The organism is Arthrobacter sp. 2MCAF14 (genome assembly GCF_052115645.1).
GTDB lineage: Bacteria > Actinomycetota > Actinomycetes > Actinomycetales > Micrococcaceae > Arthrobacter.
Genome location: NZ_JBFRHB010000001.1, coordinates 193,190 through 208,253 on the forward strand (window position 1 = coordinate 193,190; position 15,064 = coordinate 208,253).

12 protein-coding genes are annotated in these 15,064 nt (G+C 63.9%); 9 read left to right on the forward strand and 3 right to left on the reverse strand.

Features of this window, described 5'->3' with window-relative positions:
- Positions 1 to 38 precede the first annotated feature (38 nt).
- Positions 39 to 3,851, reverse strand: coding sequence for a multifunctional oxoglutarate decarboxylase/oxoglutarate dehydrogenase thiamine pyrophosphate-binding subunit/dihydrolipoyllysine-residue succinyltransferase subunit (locus AB4074_RS00885; RefSeq protein WP_441411705.1), 3,813 nt, complete (start codon positions 3,849 to 3,851; stop codon positions 39 to 41).
- A gap of 542 nt (positions 3,852 to 4,393) precedes the next feature.
- Between AB4074_RS00885 and AB4074_RS00890 the strand changes: the two genes are divergently transcribed.
- The 5 genes from AB4074_RS00890 (at position 4,394) to AB4074_RS00910 (ending at position 9,895) form a co-directional block, all read left to right on the forward strand.
- The gene (locus tag AB4074_RS00890; RefSeq protein ID WP_441411706.1) at positions 4,394 to 5,875 is read left to right on the forward strand and encodes a hemolysin family protein; all 1,482 of its coding nucleotides are present in this window, start codon (positions 4,394 to 4,396) and stop codon (positions 5,873 to 5,875) included.
- Positions 5,872 to 6,942 carry a hemolysin family protein gene (locus AB4074_RS00895; RefSeq protein ID WP_345452788.1) on the forward strand — a complete coding sequence of 357 codons (1,071 nt, stop codon included), beginning with the start codon at positions 5,872 to 5,874 and terminating at the stop codon, positions 6,940 to 6,942. Before AB4074_RS00890 ends, AB4074_RS00895 begins: the two co-directional genes overlap by 4 nt.
- A 124-nt stretch (positions 6,943 to 7,066) precedes the next feature.
- A complete protein-coding gene (locus AB4074_RS00900) occupies positions 7,067 to 8,023 on the forward strand; it encodes a metal ABC transporter solute-binding protein, Zn/Mn family (protein ID WP_441411707.1) in 957 nt (318 codons plus the stop codon).
- Positions 8,024 to 8,143: 120 nt separating this feature from the next.
- Positions 8,144 to 8,977, forward strand: a complete 834-nt coding sequence (locus tag AB4074_RS00905) for a metal ABC transporter ATP-binding protein (RefSeq protein WP_441411708.1) — start codon at positions 8,144 to 8,146, stop codon at positions 8,975 to 8,977.
- Entirely contained in the window at positions 8,978 to 9,895 is a 918-nt protein-coding gene (locus tag AB4074_RS00910) for a metal ABC transporter permease (RefSeq protein WP_441411709.1), read from the forward strand.
- Here the strand turns inward: AB4074_RS00910 and AB4074_RS00915 are convergent.
- The gene (locus AB4074_RS00915; RefSeq protein ID WP_441411710.1) at positions 9,892 to 10,374 is read right to left on the reverse strand and encodes a Fur family transcriptional regulator; all 483 of its coding nucleotides are present in this window, start codon (positions 10,372 to 10,374) and stop codon (positions 9,892 to 9,894) included. The genes AB4074_RS00910 and AB4074_RS00915 overlap by 4 nt on opposite strands.
- Positions 10,375 to 10,482: 108 nt before the next feature.
- On the opposite strand from AB4074_RS00915, the gene AB4074_RS00920 reads away from it, so the two are divergent.
- On the forward strand, positions 10,483 to 11,139 hold the full coding sequence (locus AB4074_RS00920; RefSeq protein ID WP_441411711.1) for an MBL fold metallo-hydrolase: 657 nt from the start codon (positions 10,483 to 10,485) through the stop codon (positions 11,137 to 11,139).
- A gap of 50 nt (positions 11,140 to 11,189) precedes the next feature.
- Here the strand turns inward: AB4074_RS00920 and AB4074_RS00925 are convergent, their stop codons facing one another.
- Positions 11,190 to 12,278: a PLP-dependent cysteine synthase family protein gene (locus AB4074_RS00925; protein WP_441411712.1), complete on the reverse strand. Its 1,089-nt coding sequence runs from the start codon at positions 12,276 to 12,278 to the stop codon at positions 11,190 to 11,192.
- A gap of 115 nt (positions 12,279 to 12,393) precedes the next feature.
- Between AB4074_RS00925 and AB4074_RS00930 the strand changes: the two genes are divergently transcribed.
- The 3 genes from AB4074_RS00930 (at position 12,394) to AB4074_RS00940 (ending at position 14,929) form a co-directional block, all read left to right on the forward strand.
- Positions 12,394 to 13,248, forward strand: a complete 855-nt coding sequence (locus tag AB4074_RS00930) for a sulfurtransferase (RefSeq protein ID WP_441411713.1) — start codon at positions 12,394 to 12,396, stop codon at positions 13,246 to 13,248.
- 77 nt (positions 13,249 to 13,325) lie between these two features.
- A complete protein-coding gene (locus AB4074_RS00935; RefSeq protein WP_441411714.1) occupies positions 13,326 to 14,504 on the forward strand; it encodes an NAD(P)-dependent alcohol dehydrogenase in 1,179 nt (392 codons plus the stop codon).
- On the forward strand, positions 14,501 to 14,929 hold the full coding sequence (locus AB4074_RS00940) for an HIT family protein (RefSeq protein WP_437770775.1): 429 nt from the start codon (positions 14,501 to 14,503) through the stop codon (positions 14,927 to 14,929). The genes AB4074_RS00935 and AB4074_RS00940 overlap by 4 nt, the downstream gene beginning before the upstream one ends.
- The last annotated feature ends 135 nt before the right edge of the window (positions 14,930 to 15,064 follow it).

A 15,064-nucleotide genomic window follows, 5' to 3' on the forward strand; every position in this document is an offset into this window, starting at 1 on the left:
GAAGCGGGTATTGAACCTCCAGCCGGGCAGCCGCCGTCTTACTTGCGTTCGAATGCCTGCTTCAGCAACGTGGCCTGTTCGGCGCTGTGGCGCTTCATGGAACCGGCCGCCGTGGAGGCCGATGCCGGACGCGAAACGAGCCGGACCTTGCGGTCCAGTGCCTGCGGCAGGTTCAAGCCGATGAACGGCCACGGACCCTGGTTGGCGGGTTCGTCTTGTGCCCAGACGATATCGGCGTTCGGGTACTTGGCCAGTTCCGTCTCGATCTGGGCCTGGGGCAGCGGGTACAGCTGCTCCAGGCGGATGATTGCCGTCGAGGTGTCGCCGCTCTTCTGGCGGTTCGACAGGAGATCGTAATAGAGACGGCCGGAAACCAGGATCACGCGGTCAACGTTCTGGGCCTGAAGGGGCTCGTGTTCGCCGATAACCGGCTTGAAGCCGCCCGTGGTGAAGTCCTCCACCGCGGAAGCCGCACCCTTGAGGCGCAAAAGCTGCTTCGGGGTGAAGATGATGAGCGGCTTGCGCGGACGACTGTAGGCCTGACGGCGCAACAAGTGGAAGTGCGAGGCAGCAGTGGTGGGGTTCGCCACGATCATGTTGTCCTCGGCACAAAGCTGCAGGAAGCGCTCGATGCGTGCGGACGAGTGGTCCGGCCCCTGGCCTTCGTAGCCGTGAGGCAGCATGAGCACGAGCGAGGAACGCTGGCCCCATTTCTGCTCGGCCGAGGAGATGAATTCGTCGATGATGGTCTGTGCACCGTTGACGAAGTCGCCGAACTGGGCTTCCCACAACACCAATGCGTCCGGGCGTTCCACGGAGTAGCCGTATTCGAAGCCCATGGCTGCGTATTCGGACAACAAGGAGTCGTAGATCCACAGCTTGGCCTGCTCGTCGCTCAGGTTGCCCAGCGGCATCCATTCGCGTCCGTTGGCGCGGTCGTGGAAGACGGCGTGACGCTGCACGAACGTGCCACGGCGGGAGTCCTGGCCGGCAAGGCGGACGGGTACGCCCTCCATGACAAGCGAGCCAAAAGCCGCGATCTCGCCGAAGCCCCAGTCGATGCCGCCTTCGCGGGACATCTGCTCGCGCTTCTCAAGCAGTTGCTTGAGCTTGGAGTGGACCGTGAAGCCTTCCGGAATGTCGAGGTGCGCCTGGCCGATCCTCTGCAGCATTTCGGCTGAAATGGCGGTGGTGGCCGGCGCGTTGGTGCCGAAGTCCGCCTGCTGGGCGATGGGACGCTCGATGTCCGAAACCGCGGCGGAATCCGCCGTGATGATCGGGATAGGCGAAGTCTGCGCCGCGTGGGTCTCCGCGAAAACGCGTTCGAGGCGTTCCTGGTAGTCGCGCAGCAACTGTTCGGCTTCGTCCTCGGTGATGTCGCCACGGCCGATGAGGGATTCCGTGTAGAGCTTGCGGACGGAGCGCTTGGCTTCGATGAGGTTGTACATGAGCGGCTGCGTCATCGAGGGGTCGTCGCCCTCGTTGTGTCCACGGCGGCGGTAGCACACCATGTCCACAATGACGTCCTTGTGGAAGCGCTGGCGGAACTCGTAGGCCAACTGCGCGATGCGCACGACGGCCTCGGGGTCGTCACCGTTCACATGGAAGACCGGAGCCTGGATCATCTTGGCCACGTCGGTGGAGTACGTCGAGGATCGCGACGACGACGGTGCGGTGGTGAAGCCCACCTGGTTGTTCACGATGATGTGGATGGTTCCACCGGTACGGTAACCACGCAGCTGGGACAAGTTGAGGGTTTCCGCCACAACGCCCTGGCCGGCAAAGGCGGCATCGCCGTGGACCATGATGGGCAACACGGGGAACGCTTCGCCCTGGTCCAGCCGGTCTTGCTTGGCCCGGACAATGCCTTCAAGCACGGAGTCAACCGCTTCAAGGTGGGACGGGTTGGCGGCAAGGTAGACCTTGGTCTCATTGCCGTTGTCCGAAGTGAACGTTCCTTCAGTGCCCAGGTGGTACTTGACGTCGCCCGAGCCCTGCACGGAGCGGGGGTCCTGGGTGCCTTCGAACTCGCGGAACACCTGGGCGTACGTCTTGCCCGCGATGTTGGTGAGCACGTTGAGGCGGCCACGGTGGGCCATGCCGATCGCGACTTCGTCGAGTCCGTCGTCGGCGGCGTCGGAAATGATGGTGTCCAGCAGCGGAATCAGGGATTCCCCGCCTTCGAGGGAGAACCGCTTCTGCCCTACGAACTTGGTCTGCAGGAAGGTCTCGAAGGCCTCTGCTGCGTTGAGCTTGGAAACGATGCGCAGCTGCTCTTCGCGGCTCGGCTTGGAGTACGGGTGCTCCACCTGGTCCTGGAACCACTTGCGTTCTTCAGGCTCCTGGATGTGCATGTACTCAATGCCCGTAGTGCGGCAGTAAGCGTCGCGGAGGACGCCCAGGATGTCCCGGAACTTGAGCATCGGCTTGCCGCCGAATCCGCCGGTAGGCCACTCGCGGTCCAGGTCCCACAGGGTGAGGCCATAGGTCAGCACGTCGAGGTCCGGGTGCTTGCGCTGGACGTATTCGAGCGGGTTCGTGTCGGCCATGAGGTGGCCGCGGACCCGGTAGGAGTGGATCAACTGCTGGATGCGGGCAACCTTGTTGATCTCGTCAGCGGGGTCGACCTGGAGGTCGGGGCTCCAACGGACGGGCTCGTAGGGGATGCGGAGTGCTTCGAAGATCTCGTCGTAGAAGTTCTGGGCGCCGAGGAGGAGCTGGTGGACGAGCTTGAGGAACTCGCCGCTTCCGGCGCCTTGGATGACGCGGTGGTCGTACGTGGACGTCAGCGTGAGGATCTTGCTGATTGCGTTCTGGGCGATGATCTTCTCGCTGGCGCCTTGCCACTCAGCCGGGTAGTCGAGGGCTCCGACGCCGATGATGGCCGCCTGGCCCTTGGAGAGCCGGGGCACGGAGTGCACGGTACCGATGCCACCCGGGTTTGTCAGGGATACTGTGGTCCCCGCGTGGTCGTCCGCCGTGAGCTTGCCGTTGCGCGCACGCTTGATGAGGTCTTCGTAGGTGTGCCAGAACTCCGCGAAGTTCATGGTCTCGGCCTTCTTGATGTTGGGAACCATCAGGAGGCGCGTGCCATCGGGCTTGGGCATGTCAATGGCGATGCCGAAGTTGACGTGTGCGGGCTGCACGGCAACGGGCTTGCCATCTACTTCGTCGTAGTACACGTTCATCGACGGGAACTGGGACAGGGCGCGGACCACTGCGTAGCCGATGAGGTGGGTGAAGGAGACCTTGCCGCCACGGGCGCGGGCGAGGTTGGAATTGATGACAACGCGGTTGTCGATCAGGAGTTTGGCAGGAACGGCCCTGACGCTCGTGGCGGTAGGAACCTCAAGGCTCAAGACCATGTTGGAGGCAATGGCCTTGGCCGGACCGCGCAGGACGGAGACGACGTCCTCTTCCGGGGGAGTGGGAGCCTTGGTGCTCTTGGGAAGCTGTGCCGGGATCGGCTGGGACTGGCTGCCGTCGGATGGCTTCTGCGCGCCGTCCTTGGCGACAGTGGCCGGAGCCTTCTTGACCGGTGCTGCGGGAGCAGCCGGAGCAGGTGCGGGGGCGGCAGGGGCGGCTGCCGGGGCAACCACAGGCGCGGCCGGCGTCATTGCCGTTGCGGCGGCCTGTGCCACGACAGGAATCTCGCGAGTGGGAGGGTTTGCAGGGGCTGCGGAGGTTCCGTTGGAAGAAGTGCCGTCAGCGGTGTCGAAGGACTCGAAAAGCGGCCACCACTTGGCGTCGACCGAATTCTTGTCCTGCTGGTACCGCTCGTACAGTTCGTCAACGAGCCACTCGTTTCCGCCAAATTCCTCGGGTAGACGGTGGCTTGGCTGCTCTGGCACTTGAAATACGCCTCTTCCATGAGTGTTGATTTCCAGCTGGCCCGGGGAACTGCAGGAGGTGCAAAGGCGAGCCAGGGTCTGGGTCCCGCGAACTCAGACCCTAGCCAGTCTAGTGACGAGCGACGGCTATCTGCCAATAGTGGTGATCTAAATCATGCCGATCGCGATATGCCCCGGCTTCCATGCCCCGAGGTGCATCTTCTTTCCCGGGTTTTTCCTGCCGTTTTAGCGTCGCAGATCTCGAACCCGGCCGGTGAAGTCGCGTGAAGCCGCGCCGCGACCGGACTGTAGACTTGAATTCTTATGGACAGTAATTCTAGGTGCCGGCCTGGGAGCTGCGGGGGAAGCCGTTCGGCTATCTCCGAGCAACGCACCCACAGAGCCGGCAATGCCCGTACACATGCCCATCGCACCCCGGAGCTCCAGGCCGGCCGGTCGGCGGATAGTTCTTCCGCAGCGTCCGACCAACCTCCGCCGGGTCAACCAGCCATTAGTCTTCCTGGCGCCCTGCTCCAGCCGTTCGCACCCTCCGGCGGCCTCTGATGGAGTGGCTTTTCCTTCTGGCCGGCGTGCTCCTCATTCTGGGTACCGGCTTCTTTGTCGCGGTCGAATTTTCGCTCGTGGCGCTTGACCAGTCAACGGTCCAAAGAGCGGTCGACGGCGGCGACCATGCCGCCGCGGCGTTGCTCAAATGCCTGAAATCCCTCTCCACCCAGCTCTCCAGCTGCCAATTGGGGATCACCCTCACCACCTTGTTGACCGGCTTCGTCATGGAGCCATCCGTCGGCTCCCTCTTGCACGGACCGCTGCTTTGGGCCGGGCTGCCTGAGGCCGCCGCGCAGTCCTTGTCACTCATCCTCGCCATGACCTTCGCCACCGTTTTGTCGATGCTGATCGGCGAACTCGTCCCGAAGAACATGGCCCTGGCCTTGGCATTCCCGCTGGGCCGGGCGTTGGCCCGCCCGCAACTGATGTTCACAGCCGTGTTCAAGCCCGCAATCGTTGTGCTCAATGGTTTCTCGAACAAGATGCTCAACCTCGTGGGACTCGAGGCCAAGGAAGAGATCTCGGGTGCCCGCTCGCCTTCTGAACTGGCCTCCCTCGTACGCCGTTCAGCAGAGCTGGGAACCCTCGACGCCGGCACGGCCAACTTTGTTGCCCGGACCCTGAACTTCTCGGCGCGTACGGCGGCGGACGTCATGACCCCCCGCATCCGCATGGAAACCATCGACGCCGACCAGCCGGTATCGGACATCATCGAAGCGGCGCGGCGGACCGGATATTCGCGCTTCCCGGTCATCGGCGAATCGGCCGATGACATCCGGGGCGTGGTGCACATCAAGAAAGCCGTGTCCGTCCCGTCGGAACGCAGGAGCCGGCTGGAAGCCGGAGCAATCATGTCCGAGGTCCTGAGCGTTCCCGAGACCATCCACCTTGACGCCCTGCTTTTGGAACTTCGCGAGGGCAACCTGCAACTCGCGGTCGTGCTTGACGAGTACGGCGGAACCGCGGGGATCGCGACCCTTGAGGACCTGGTGGAGGAAATCGTCGGCGAAGTTGCGGATGAGCACGACAAAGTCCGTCCTGGACTGCTGCAGAGCGCCTCGGGGGACTGGTATTTCCCTGGACTCTTGCGCCCGGACGAGGTCAGCGAGCAGATCCCGGGCCTCACGGTTCCCGACGACCCCGCCTACGAGACCGTGGGTGGTTACGTCATGAGCCAACTTGGACGGATCGCGTTGGTAGGCGACGTCGTCGAGGCCGGCGGCGGCACTTTGGCCGTCACCCGTATGGACGGTCGCCGGATCGACCGCATTTGCTTCCACCCCACGGCTCCCGACACCGACGACGACGGCGACGACGATAAAGGCGCCGATCGTAGAGGCGCAACGGAAAGCGATTCGAGCGGATGGCAAAGCAGGAAGCAGGCGGGCAAACGGTTGAGTAAGGGCTCCGGCGGTTCGGCAGGCGATGCCGTTGGCAACCCCATGGCCAAAACCAGTCGCAAAGGACGTGCCGCATGAGCGACTGGGTAGGAATCCTGTGGCTCGTGGTGCTGTTGATCGGCAACGCCTTCTTTGTCGGCGCCGAGTTTGCCGTGATGTCTGCGCGCCGCAGCCAGATTGAACCTTTGGCCCAACGCGGTTCCAAACGCGCGCAGACGACTCTGTACGCAATGGAACACGTCTCGCTGATGTTGGCGTGTGCCCAGCTCGGCATCACCGTGTGTTCCTTGCTGATTCTCCTCGTGGCCGAGCCTGCCATCCACCATTTGCTGGGGGCACCGCTGGAGTCCGTAGGTGTCCCTGTTGAGTTGGCAGACGTTATCGCTTTTGCGGTTGCCTTGCTTGCGGTCACCTTCCTGCATGTGACCTTTGGCGAGATGGTCCCCAAGAACATCTCTGTTTCGGTCGCAGACAAGGCAGCGTTGCTCCTGGCGCCGCCGTTGGTCCACGTGGCCCGTTTCGTGAAGCCCGTCATCTGGACCCTGAACTGGCTGGCAAACCGCATCCTTCGCCTGATGAAGATCGAGCCCAAGGACGAGGTGACCTCCTCCTTCACGCTCGAAGAAGTGCAGTCGATCGTGCAGGAATCGACCCGCCACGGGCTCGTGGACGACGACGCCGGCTTGCTGAGCGGCGCTTTGGAGTTTTCCGAGCACACCGCGGCGCACATCATGGTGCCGCTGGACAAACTGGTAACGCTCAAGCCTGGCTCTACGCCGCGGCAACTCGAGAAGGCGGTCAGCCGCACCGGTTTCTCCCGCTTTCCCGTGTTGGACGACGACGGCGAGTTGACCGGCTACCTGCACATCAAGGATGTGCTTTCCATCCCCGAGGAAGGACGCCGCTATCCGATCGCGGAAAGCCGGATCCGGTCCCTCGTGAACCTCGCACCTGAGGACGAAATTGAAGATGCCATGGCCGTGATGCAGCGGACCGGCTCGCACCTGGGCCGTGTTGTGGGGACCGGCGGCGCGACCCTGGGAGTGTTGTTCCTGGAGGACGTTATCGAGCAGCTTGTGGGCGAGATCCGTGACGCCACCCAGGCCAGGGGAATCCGGCGGCTGGGCGGACCCGAGTCGGCGTAGCCTCCTGCTGGCCCCAAGGGGCCAGCAGGACCCGTCTGGAATTCTAAATAGGAATCATTCCCATTTGTGGGTACACTTATTTGAGTCCCCTGTTGTGCTTGATTCGGTAGATCCGAGGTTTCCCGTGCGCCGTACCGCCGCCCGTCTTTCCCTTGCCGCAGTGCCTGCTGCGTGCGCGGCAGTTGCCGTCCTGCTTGCCGCATGCTCGGCACCCGCCGCGACGGCGCCGTCGTCGTCCTCCGGAGTGATCGACGTGGTCGCCTCCACCAGCGTGTACGGCGACATCGCCAAGAGCGTCGGCGGTGACAAGGTGTCTGTCACGTCCATCATCAGCAAGACCAGCCAGGATCCGCACTCCTACGAGGCAAGCACCCAGGACAAACTGGTCGTCTCCAAAGCCCAATTGGTGATCGACAACGGCGCGGGCTACGACGACTTCTTCAGCAAGCTGGCCGATGACAGCAAGGTGGCTGCGGACAAGACGATCACTGCGGTCAACGTTTCGGGGCTCCTTCCCGCGGCGACGTCCAGCACATCCCCCTCAGCGGTGCCGGAAGGGTTCAACGAGCACGTCTGGTACAACTTCGACGCCATGGCGAAAGTGGCCGACGCCGTCGCTGCGAAGCTTGGAAGCCTGAACCCGGCCGATGCCAAGACCTTTACTGCCAACGCCGACAAGTTCAAGTCCTCGCTGACCGGACTCAGCGCCAAAGTCTCTGAAATCAAGTCAGCCAAGGGTTCCGCTCCGGTCGCCATCACGGAGCCCGTTCCCGGGTATTTGCTTGAAGCTGCAGGCTTGGAGAACAAGACGCCGGAGGAATTCAGCCACGCTATTGAGGTCGGCTCCGACGTTCCGCCGGCAGCGGTCAAGGAAACGAGCGATCTGATTTCGTCGAAGTCCGTTCGCTTCCTGGCGTACAACGAACAGACTGCAAGCGCCGAGACGGAGAAGCTGAAGGCCGCCGCAACCGCCGCCGGTGTTCCGGTGATTGGTTTCACCGAGACACTTCCCGAGGGCAAGGACTACGTCGCCTGGATGACGGAAAATGTGGGCAACGTTGCTGCTGCCCTGAACAAGTAAACGGCGCCGGCATATAAGAGCAGACGGGCCCCGCAATCGTCCTAAGATATACAGGGCGGCTGCGGGGCCCTCTCTGTTCATCCAAGAGCAGGCCACCAGCACCATCGCTTCGCGAATCCCATGGATCGAGGAATCTTTTTGACACCGGTAGTGAGCCTTCGCGGCGCGGGCCTCCAGTTTGGCCAACGGGCCCTCTGGAAGGACCTCGACGTGGACATCCAGGCGGGTGAGTTCTTCGCTGTGCTCGGCCCCAACGGCAGCGGCAAGACCAGCCTCCTCAAAGTCCTCCTCGGTTTGCAGCAGCTTCACTCGGGGACGGTGACCGTGGCCGGACACCCCGTGGAACGTGGCAGCCGGAAGATCGGCTACATTCCGCAGCAAAAGTCCTTTGCTCCGGATACACCCTTGCGTGCCAGGGACCTGGTTGCCCTCGGCGTCGACGGCCACCGCTGGGGCCTGCGGATCAAGGCCAAAGCCGTCAATGAACGCGTCGACTCGCTCCTGGACTTGGTGGGGGCGAGCGACTACGCCCGAGTACCACTTGGCCAATTGTCCGGCGGCGAGCAACAGCGGCTCCGTGTTGCGCAAGCCCTTGCCGCGGCGCCTGAACTCCTGCTCTGTGACGAACCGCTGCTGTCCTTGGACCTGCACCACCAACAGGCCGTGAGTGCCCTCATCAACCAGCAATGCCACGAGCGGAACAGCGCCGTCGTGTTCGTGACCCACGAGATCAACCCGGTCATCGACTACGTCGACCGGGTTCTCTACCTTGCAGGCGGCAGGTTCCGGGTGGGAACACCGGAGGAGGTCATGACCACCGAGGTCCTGTCCGAGCTGTACAACAGCCGCGTTGAGGTCATCCGCGCGAACGGCAGGATCGTCGTCGTCGGGCTTCCGGACGCGACGACCCACTACCACGATGACGCCCACGCCGGTGTGGAGGAAGGTCACTAAATGGATCTCGGAAGCATCCTTCACACCATCTTCAACTTTGAAAACTATGGCGAACTGCTGGCGCTCGTCCAGAATTCCATCTGGGCCGGTGCAGTCCTAGGCCTGCTCGGCGGGCTCATCGGCACTTTCGTCATGAAGCGGGACCTCGCCTTCGCGGTGCACGGCATTTCGGAGTTGTCCTTCGCCGGCGCCTCCTTCGCCCTGCTCATCGGGGCGGACATCATTTTCGGTTCGCTCGCGGGATCCGTCGCGGCTGCGCTGCTTCTGGGACTCATGGGCGTCCGGGCGCGGGACAAGAACTCGATCATTGGCGTCATCATGCCGTTCGGGCTGGGCCTTGGCATCTTGTTCCTGGCCCTCTACCAGGGCCGGGCTGCCAACAAGTTCGGGCTGCTGACCGGCCAGATCGTTTCGGTGGACACTGTCCAGCTCCAGGTCCTGGCAGGCACGGCTGTGGTGGTCATGCTCGCACTGGCCGCAATTTGGCGCCCGCTCAGCTTCGCGAGCGTGGACCCCGAGATGGCGGAAGCCAGGGGAGTGCCTGTCCGTGGCTTGGCGATTGCCTTCATGGTGTTGCTCGGCGTCAGCGTTGCCCTGTCCATCCAGATAGTCGGCGCGCTTCTGGTCCTGGCATTGTTGATCACGCCCGCGGCTGCTGCCCTGCGGGTGACCACTTCGCCGCGGCTCGTGGTCTTGTTGAGCGTGGTCTTTGCGATCACCGCCACTGTGGGTGGAATTCTCCTGGCGCTCGGCAGCCGGATTCCGATCAGCCCGTATGTCACCACTTTGTCGTTCCTGATCTATGTGGTGTGCCGGATCATCGGCAACGTGCGGGCCAAACGGGGAATCAACGGCAGGATCGTCCGTCCCCACGCCGCCGTGGGCCAGGCCGTCCAGGACCAGACGGTAGCCGGCTAGAGCAGGCCCTCAGCCTTCTTGGCAGTGCACTCAGGGCAGAGACCGAAAATCTCCACCGTGTGCGCCACTTCGGTGTAGCCGTTCTCAGCAGCCACCCGGGCCGCCCACGTCTCGACGGCTGGAGCTTCCACTTCGACGGCCTTGCCGCAATTGCGGCACAGCAGATGGTGGTGGTGGCCCGAGACCGCACAGCGGCGGTAGACGGCTTCGCCATCGGCATTTCTCAGCACATCGATAAGGCCGTCGTCGGCAAGCGACTGCAGAATGCGGTACGCCGTTGCCAGGGACACCGAAACGCCCTGGTTCTGGAGCAGCCGGTAAAGTTCCTGCGTGCTCACGAAGTCGTCAAGTTCGTCCAGGGCGGCGCTGACCGCAAGGCGTTGCTTGGTGACGCGCTGCTCCTTGACGACGGGATCCTTCGCATCCGGAAGCGTCCGGGCTGCGGGCCCGGACGTGGCGGCATGGGCGCCCTGTGACATTCGTGGACTCATTTCGATGTGGATGTTCGCAAATACCAACGTTACCAGCAGGCCACGCCCCGACGTCGGTTCGTGGACACCATTGGAGGCCAGCCCTAGGCTGGCTGCATGAAGCTCACCAAGTTCACCCACGCTTGTGTCCGCCTGCAAAAGGACAGCCAGGTCCTCGTGATCGACCCCGGGACTTTTTCCGAGTCCGAGGAAGCCCTCGCAGGCGCCCACGCGGTGCTGATCACCCATGAGCACGCTGACCACGTGGACGCGGACGCCGTCGTCGGAGCCCTCAAGGGAAACCCGGGACTTCAGGTGTACGCACCCTCGGGGGTCGCTTCCCAGCTGGCCGTGAAGGCGGGCGACGACGGCGATCGGGTACACGCCGTCGAACCCGGGACGTCCTTTGAAGCGGGGGGCTTTGCGATTCGTTCCTTCGGAGGGCAGCATGCCCTCATCCACCCGCAGATTCCGGTAGTGGCCAACATCGGCTACCTCGTGGACGAAAACATCTTCCACCCGGGGGACTCGTTCGTTGTCCCTGATGGCATCGACGTACAAACCCTGCTGGTGCCAATCCACGCGCCGTGGTCAAAAGTGGGCGAGGTGGTTGACTTCGTGATCGCGGTCCGCGCGCCCAAGGCCTATCCGGTCCACGATGGCCTGCTCAACGAACTGGGACGCGGATTGGTGGAAGCCCATGTGACCAGGATCGGCGCGAAGTACGGTACCAGCTATGCCAGGTTGTCGCCGCGGGAATCGGTGGAGGTCTAGCTCAGTCCGCCGCGGCGCCTACAGGCGGCGTGGCCTAAATGCCGCGGCGCCTATATGCTGGGCGGCCAGATGCCTGTCTCGAAGAAGTCAGCGAGCACTGCCTCGTACGGGGCCGGATCCAGTCCACGCTCGGCTAGCCAGTCCGGGTTGTAGTAGCTCCCCGCGTAGCGATCGCCGGCGTCGCACATGAGCGACACAATGCTGCCGCGCTTTCCCCGGGCCACCATCTCGGCAATCAGTTGGCAAACGCCCCACAGGTTGGTTCCCGTGGAAGGCCCGGCGTGCAGCCCGGCCAGCCTGCGGAGGTGCCGCATAGCGGCCACCGAGGCCGCATCGGGAACCTGGATCATGGTGTCGATGACGGCCGGGACGAAGCTGGGCTCCATGCGCGGCCGTCCGATGCCTTCGATCCTGGAGGGCATACCCGTCGAGTAGTCCGGGACGCCGTCGCGCCACCCGGGATAGAACGCGGAATTTTCGGGATCGACCACTGCCAGCCGGGTCGAGTGGCAGTGGTACCGCAGGTACCGGCCGATGGTGGCGCTGGTTCCGCCGGTGCCGGCGCCCACCACGATCCACTCGGGCACCGGATGCTCTTCGAGGGCCAGCTGCTCGAAGATCGATTCCGCGATGTTGTTGTTGCCCCGCCAGTCGGTGGCGCGCTCAGCAAAAGTGAATTGGTCCATGTAGTAACCACCGGACGTCCGGGCAACCTCCTCGGCCATCGCATAGACCTCCGAGGCGTGATCCACGAGGAGGCAGGCGCCACCGAACTCTTCGATGAGGGCGATCTTTTCGGGGCTGGTGGTCCGGGTCATCACGGCGATGAACGGAAGCCCGATCAGCCTGGCGAAGTACGCCTCGGACACAGCCGTGCTTCCACTGGAAGCCTCCACGATGGTGGTCCCTTCCGTGATCCAGCCGTTGACCAGGCCGTAGAGGAAGAGCGAGCGGGCCAAGCGATGCTTGAGGCTGCCCGAACGGTGCGTGGACTCGTCCTTGAGGTAGAGCTGGACACCCCAATGTTCCGGGAGTGGCACCGCGTAGAGGTGCGTATCCGCCGAACGGTTGTTCTCGGCTTCGATGCGTCGGATTGCCTCGCTGGCCCATGCCCGGTCCTGGTTGCGTAAAGTGCTCACCGATCCAGCCTACCGGCGGAGGCTGCCGCCCAAGGATAGGCTGGTAGCCGGTCGGCAGCTGAACTGCGGCCGCTTCGACGTCGTTTGGTAGACACAGCAAAACGAAGGAGATTTGATGGCCACCCTCATTGACGTAGCCGCGCTCAAGGACCGCATGGATGCGGGCAAGCGGACCGTGTTGCTTGACGTCCGGTGGGTGTTGGGCGATCCGCACGGCCATTCGCACTTCCGCCAGGGCCACATTCCAGGCGCAGTCTATGTCGACTTGCATAACGAACTTGCCGATCCCACGGCCGAGGGCCAAGGCAGGCACCCGTTGCCGCCCACCGCTGCGCTGCAGCGGAGCGCCCGTGCCTGGGGCATCAACGACGGCGACACCGTGGTTGCGTACGATGACAGCGGCAGCACCGCTGCGGCGCGGTTGTGGTGGCTGCTCCGGGACGCCGGTTTCCACTCCGTCTTCCTGCTCGACGGCGGATTGGGTGCCTGGCGCACGGCCGGCCACCCGTTGGCGCAGGACGAGCAACCGCCGGTTCCGGGCGACGTCGTGCTGGGACACGGCCATATGGATGCGATCACCATGGACGAGGCAGCGGAGTGGCACAACCACGGAATCCTTCTCGATGCCCGGGCCGGGGAGCGCTACCGCGGCGAAATCGAACCCATTGATCCCCGCGCGGGACACATTCCCGGCGCGCTGAGCGCCCCCACCGCCGGAAACCTCGGACCGGACGGCACGTTCCTCCGCGCAGCCCAGCTCCGCAATAGATTTGCGGCCATGGGCATCGACGAGGGCAGCAAGGTAGCGGTTTACTGCGGCTCCGGCGTAACGGCAGCCCACGAGATCGCGGCCCTGGAAATCGCCGGATTCAGGGCGGCACTCTTCCCGGGCTCCTTTTCGCAGTGGTCCTCGCTCGACTCCAACCAGGTGCTCACTGGAGCAGCGCCGCTGGGATCTCCGGGTCAGTGAACCGTGGCCGCGGCGAAGCCGGAGGGCGTGGCAGCGCAGAGTGGCAATAAATCATCCCGCAGGGGTAGCGTCGAGGCATGACCCCCGGACGCCCCGTTCCTCCACCCCTTGGCAAGCCGCTCGTCGTGGCTGACGAGACAGCGGAGGCCGCCCCATCAACACCCGGCGCGCACGGCACGCCGACACTCGCGGCCGCATACGGCGCCACTTCTGCGGACAGCGGTCTTGTCCCGCTGACCGTGGCGCGCCGCGTTCCCAAGGAAGACGACGTCGAGATCCAGATCGATTTCTGCGGCCTCTGCCACTCCGACGTCCACGCGACACGGGGCGAATGGGGGGCCCAGGACTATCCGCTGGTCCCCGGCCACGAAATCGTGGGCCGGGTCCGCAGCGTTGGCTCCGCCGTCGACGACTTCGCACCGGGAGACCTGGTGGGCGTCGGCTGCATGGTGGATTCCTGCCGCGAGTGCGGCAGCTGCCTCGAAGGCCTGGAGCAGTATTGCGAACGCGGAAACGTCGGCACCTATGGGGTGAAGGACGCGCGGAACGGCAACTCCATCACCCAGGGCGGGTACTCCACCTCGGTGGTGGTTGACCGCCGCTTCGTGCTCCGGGTGCCAGAGGGCCTTGACCCTGCAGCGGCGGCGCCGTTGCTCTGCGCGGGCATCACCACCTACTCGCCGCTGCGCTACTTCGACGTCGAGGAGGGGGACGTCGTAGGCGTCGTCGGACTCGGTGGACTGGGCCACATGGCGGTCAAGATTGCGAAGGCCATGGGGGCGCGCGTAGTGGTCTTCACCACCTCGGAGGCCAAGTTCGAGGCGGCAATAGAACTTGGCGCCGACGACGTGATCCTCTCGAAGGATCCCGAGGCAATGGAAGGCGCCAACCGCACCATCGACGTCATTATCGACACTGTTGCGGCGCCCCATGACCTCAACCCGTACTTCCGCACCTTGCGGCTGAATGGGGCCCTCTTCCAATTGGGGCTCCCTCCCACCGACATGCCCCCGGTCAGTCCCGGCGCTCTGATCCGGCGCCGCCTCTCCTATGCAGGCTCGTTGATCGGCGGCATTGCCGAGACCCAGGAAATGCTGGACTTCTGTGCCGAGCACGGCGTAGTAAGCGACGTCGAAGTCGTCACTGCCCGGCAACTCAACGAAGCCTACGACCGCATGGTTGCCGGCGACGTCAAATACCGTTTCGTCCTCGATACCAAGACCCTTCAGCCCGCTTCGGAAAAGGCAGACGTATGAGCACCCTGTTTACCAAGATCATCAACGGCGAGATTCCCGGACGTTTTGTCTGGAAGGACGACGACGTCGTGGGCTTCCTGACCATCGCCCCGCTTACCGACGGCCACACTCTCGTGGTGCCGCGCCAAGAGGTGGACCGCTGGACCGACGTCCCCCCTGAGCTCCTCAACAAAGTCATGTCCGTCGCGCAGACAATCGGCAAGGCACAAGTGGAGGCGTTTGGCGCACCACGGGCAGGACTCTCCGTAGTGGGATTCGAAGTGGAGCACTTCCACGTGCACGTCTTCCCGGCAACGTCCCTGGCCGATTTCGACTTCGGAACCGTAGAGCACAACCCGGACCCTGCGCGGCTCGACGCGAACGCGGCGAAACTCCGCGCCGGCCTCGTCGCCGCCGGGCACCGAGAGTTCGTTCCGGCGGACTGAGGCCGGGAGAAGCCGTCTAGGTGGCAGCACCCTTGCGGTCCGGCGACCCGGTTCCGGGGTGACGCTCGCTCACCTTTGTGGTGTTTTCCCAAACGCTCGCTCACCCCTGGCGGGAATGCGGCGGTATAGGTGAGC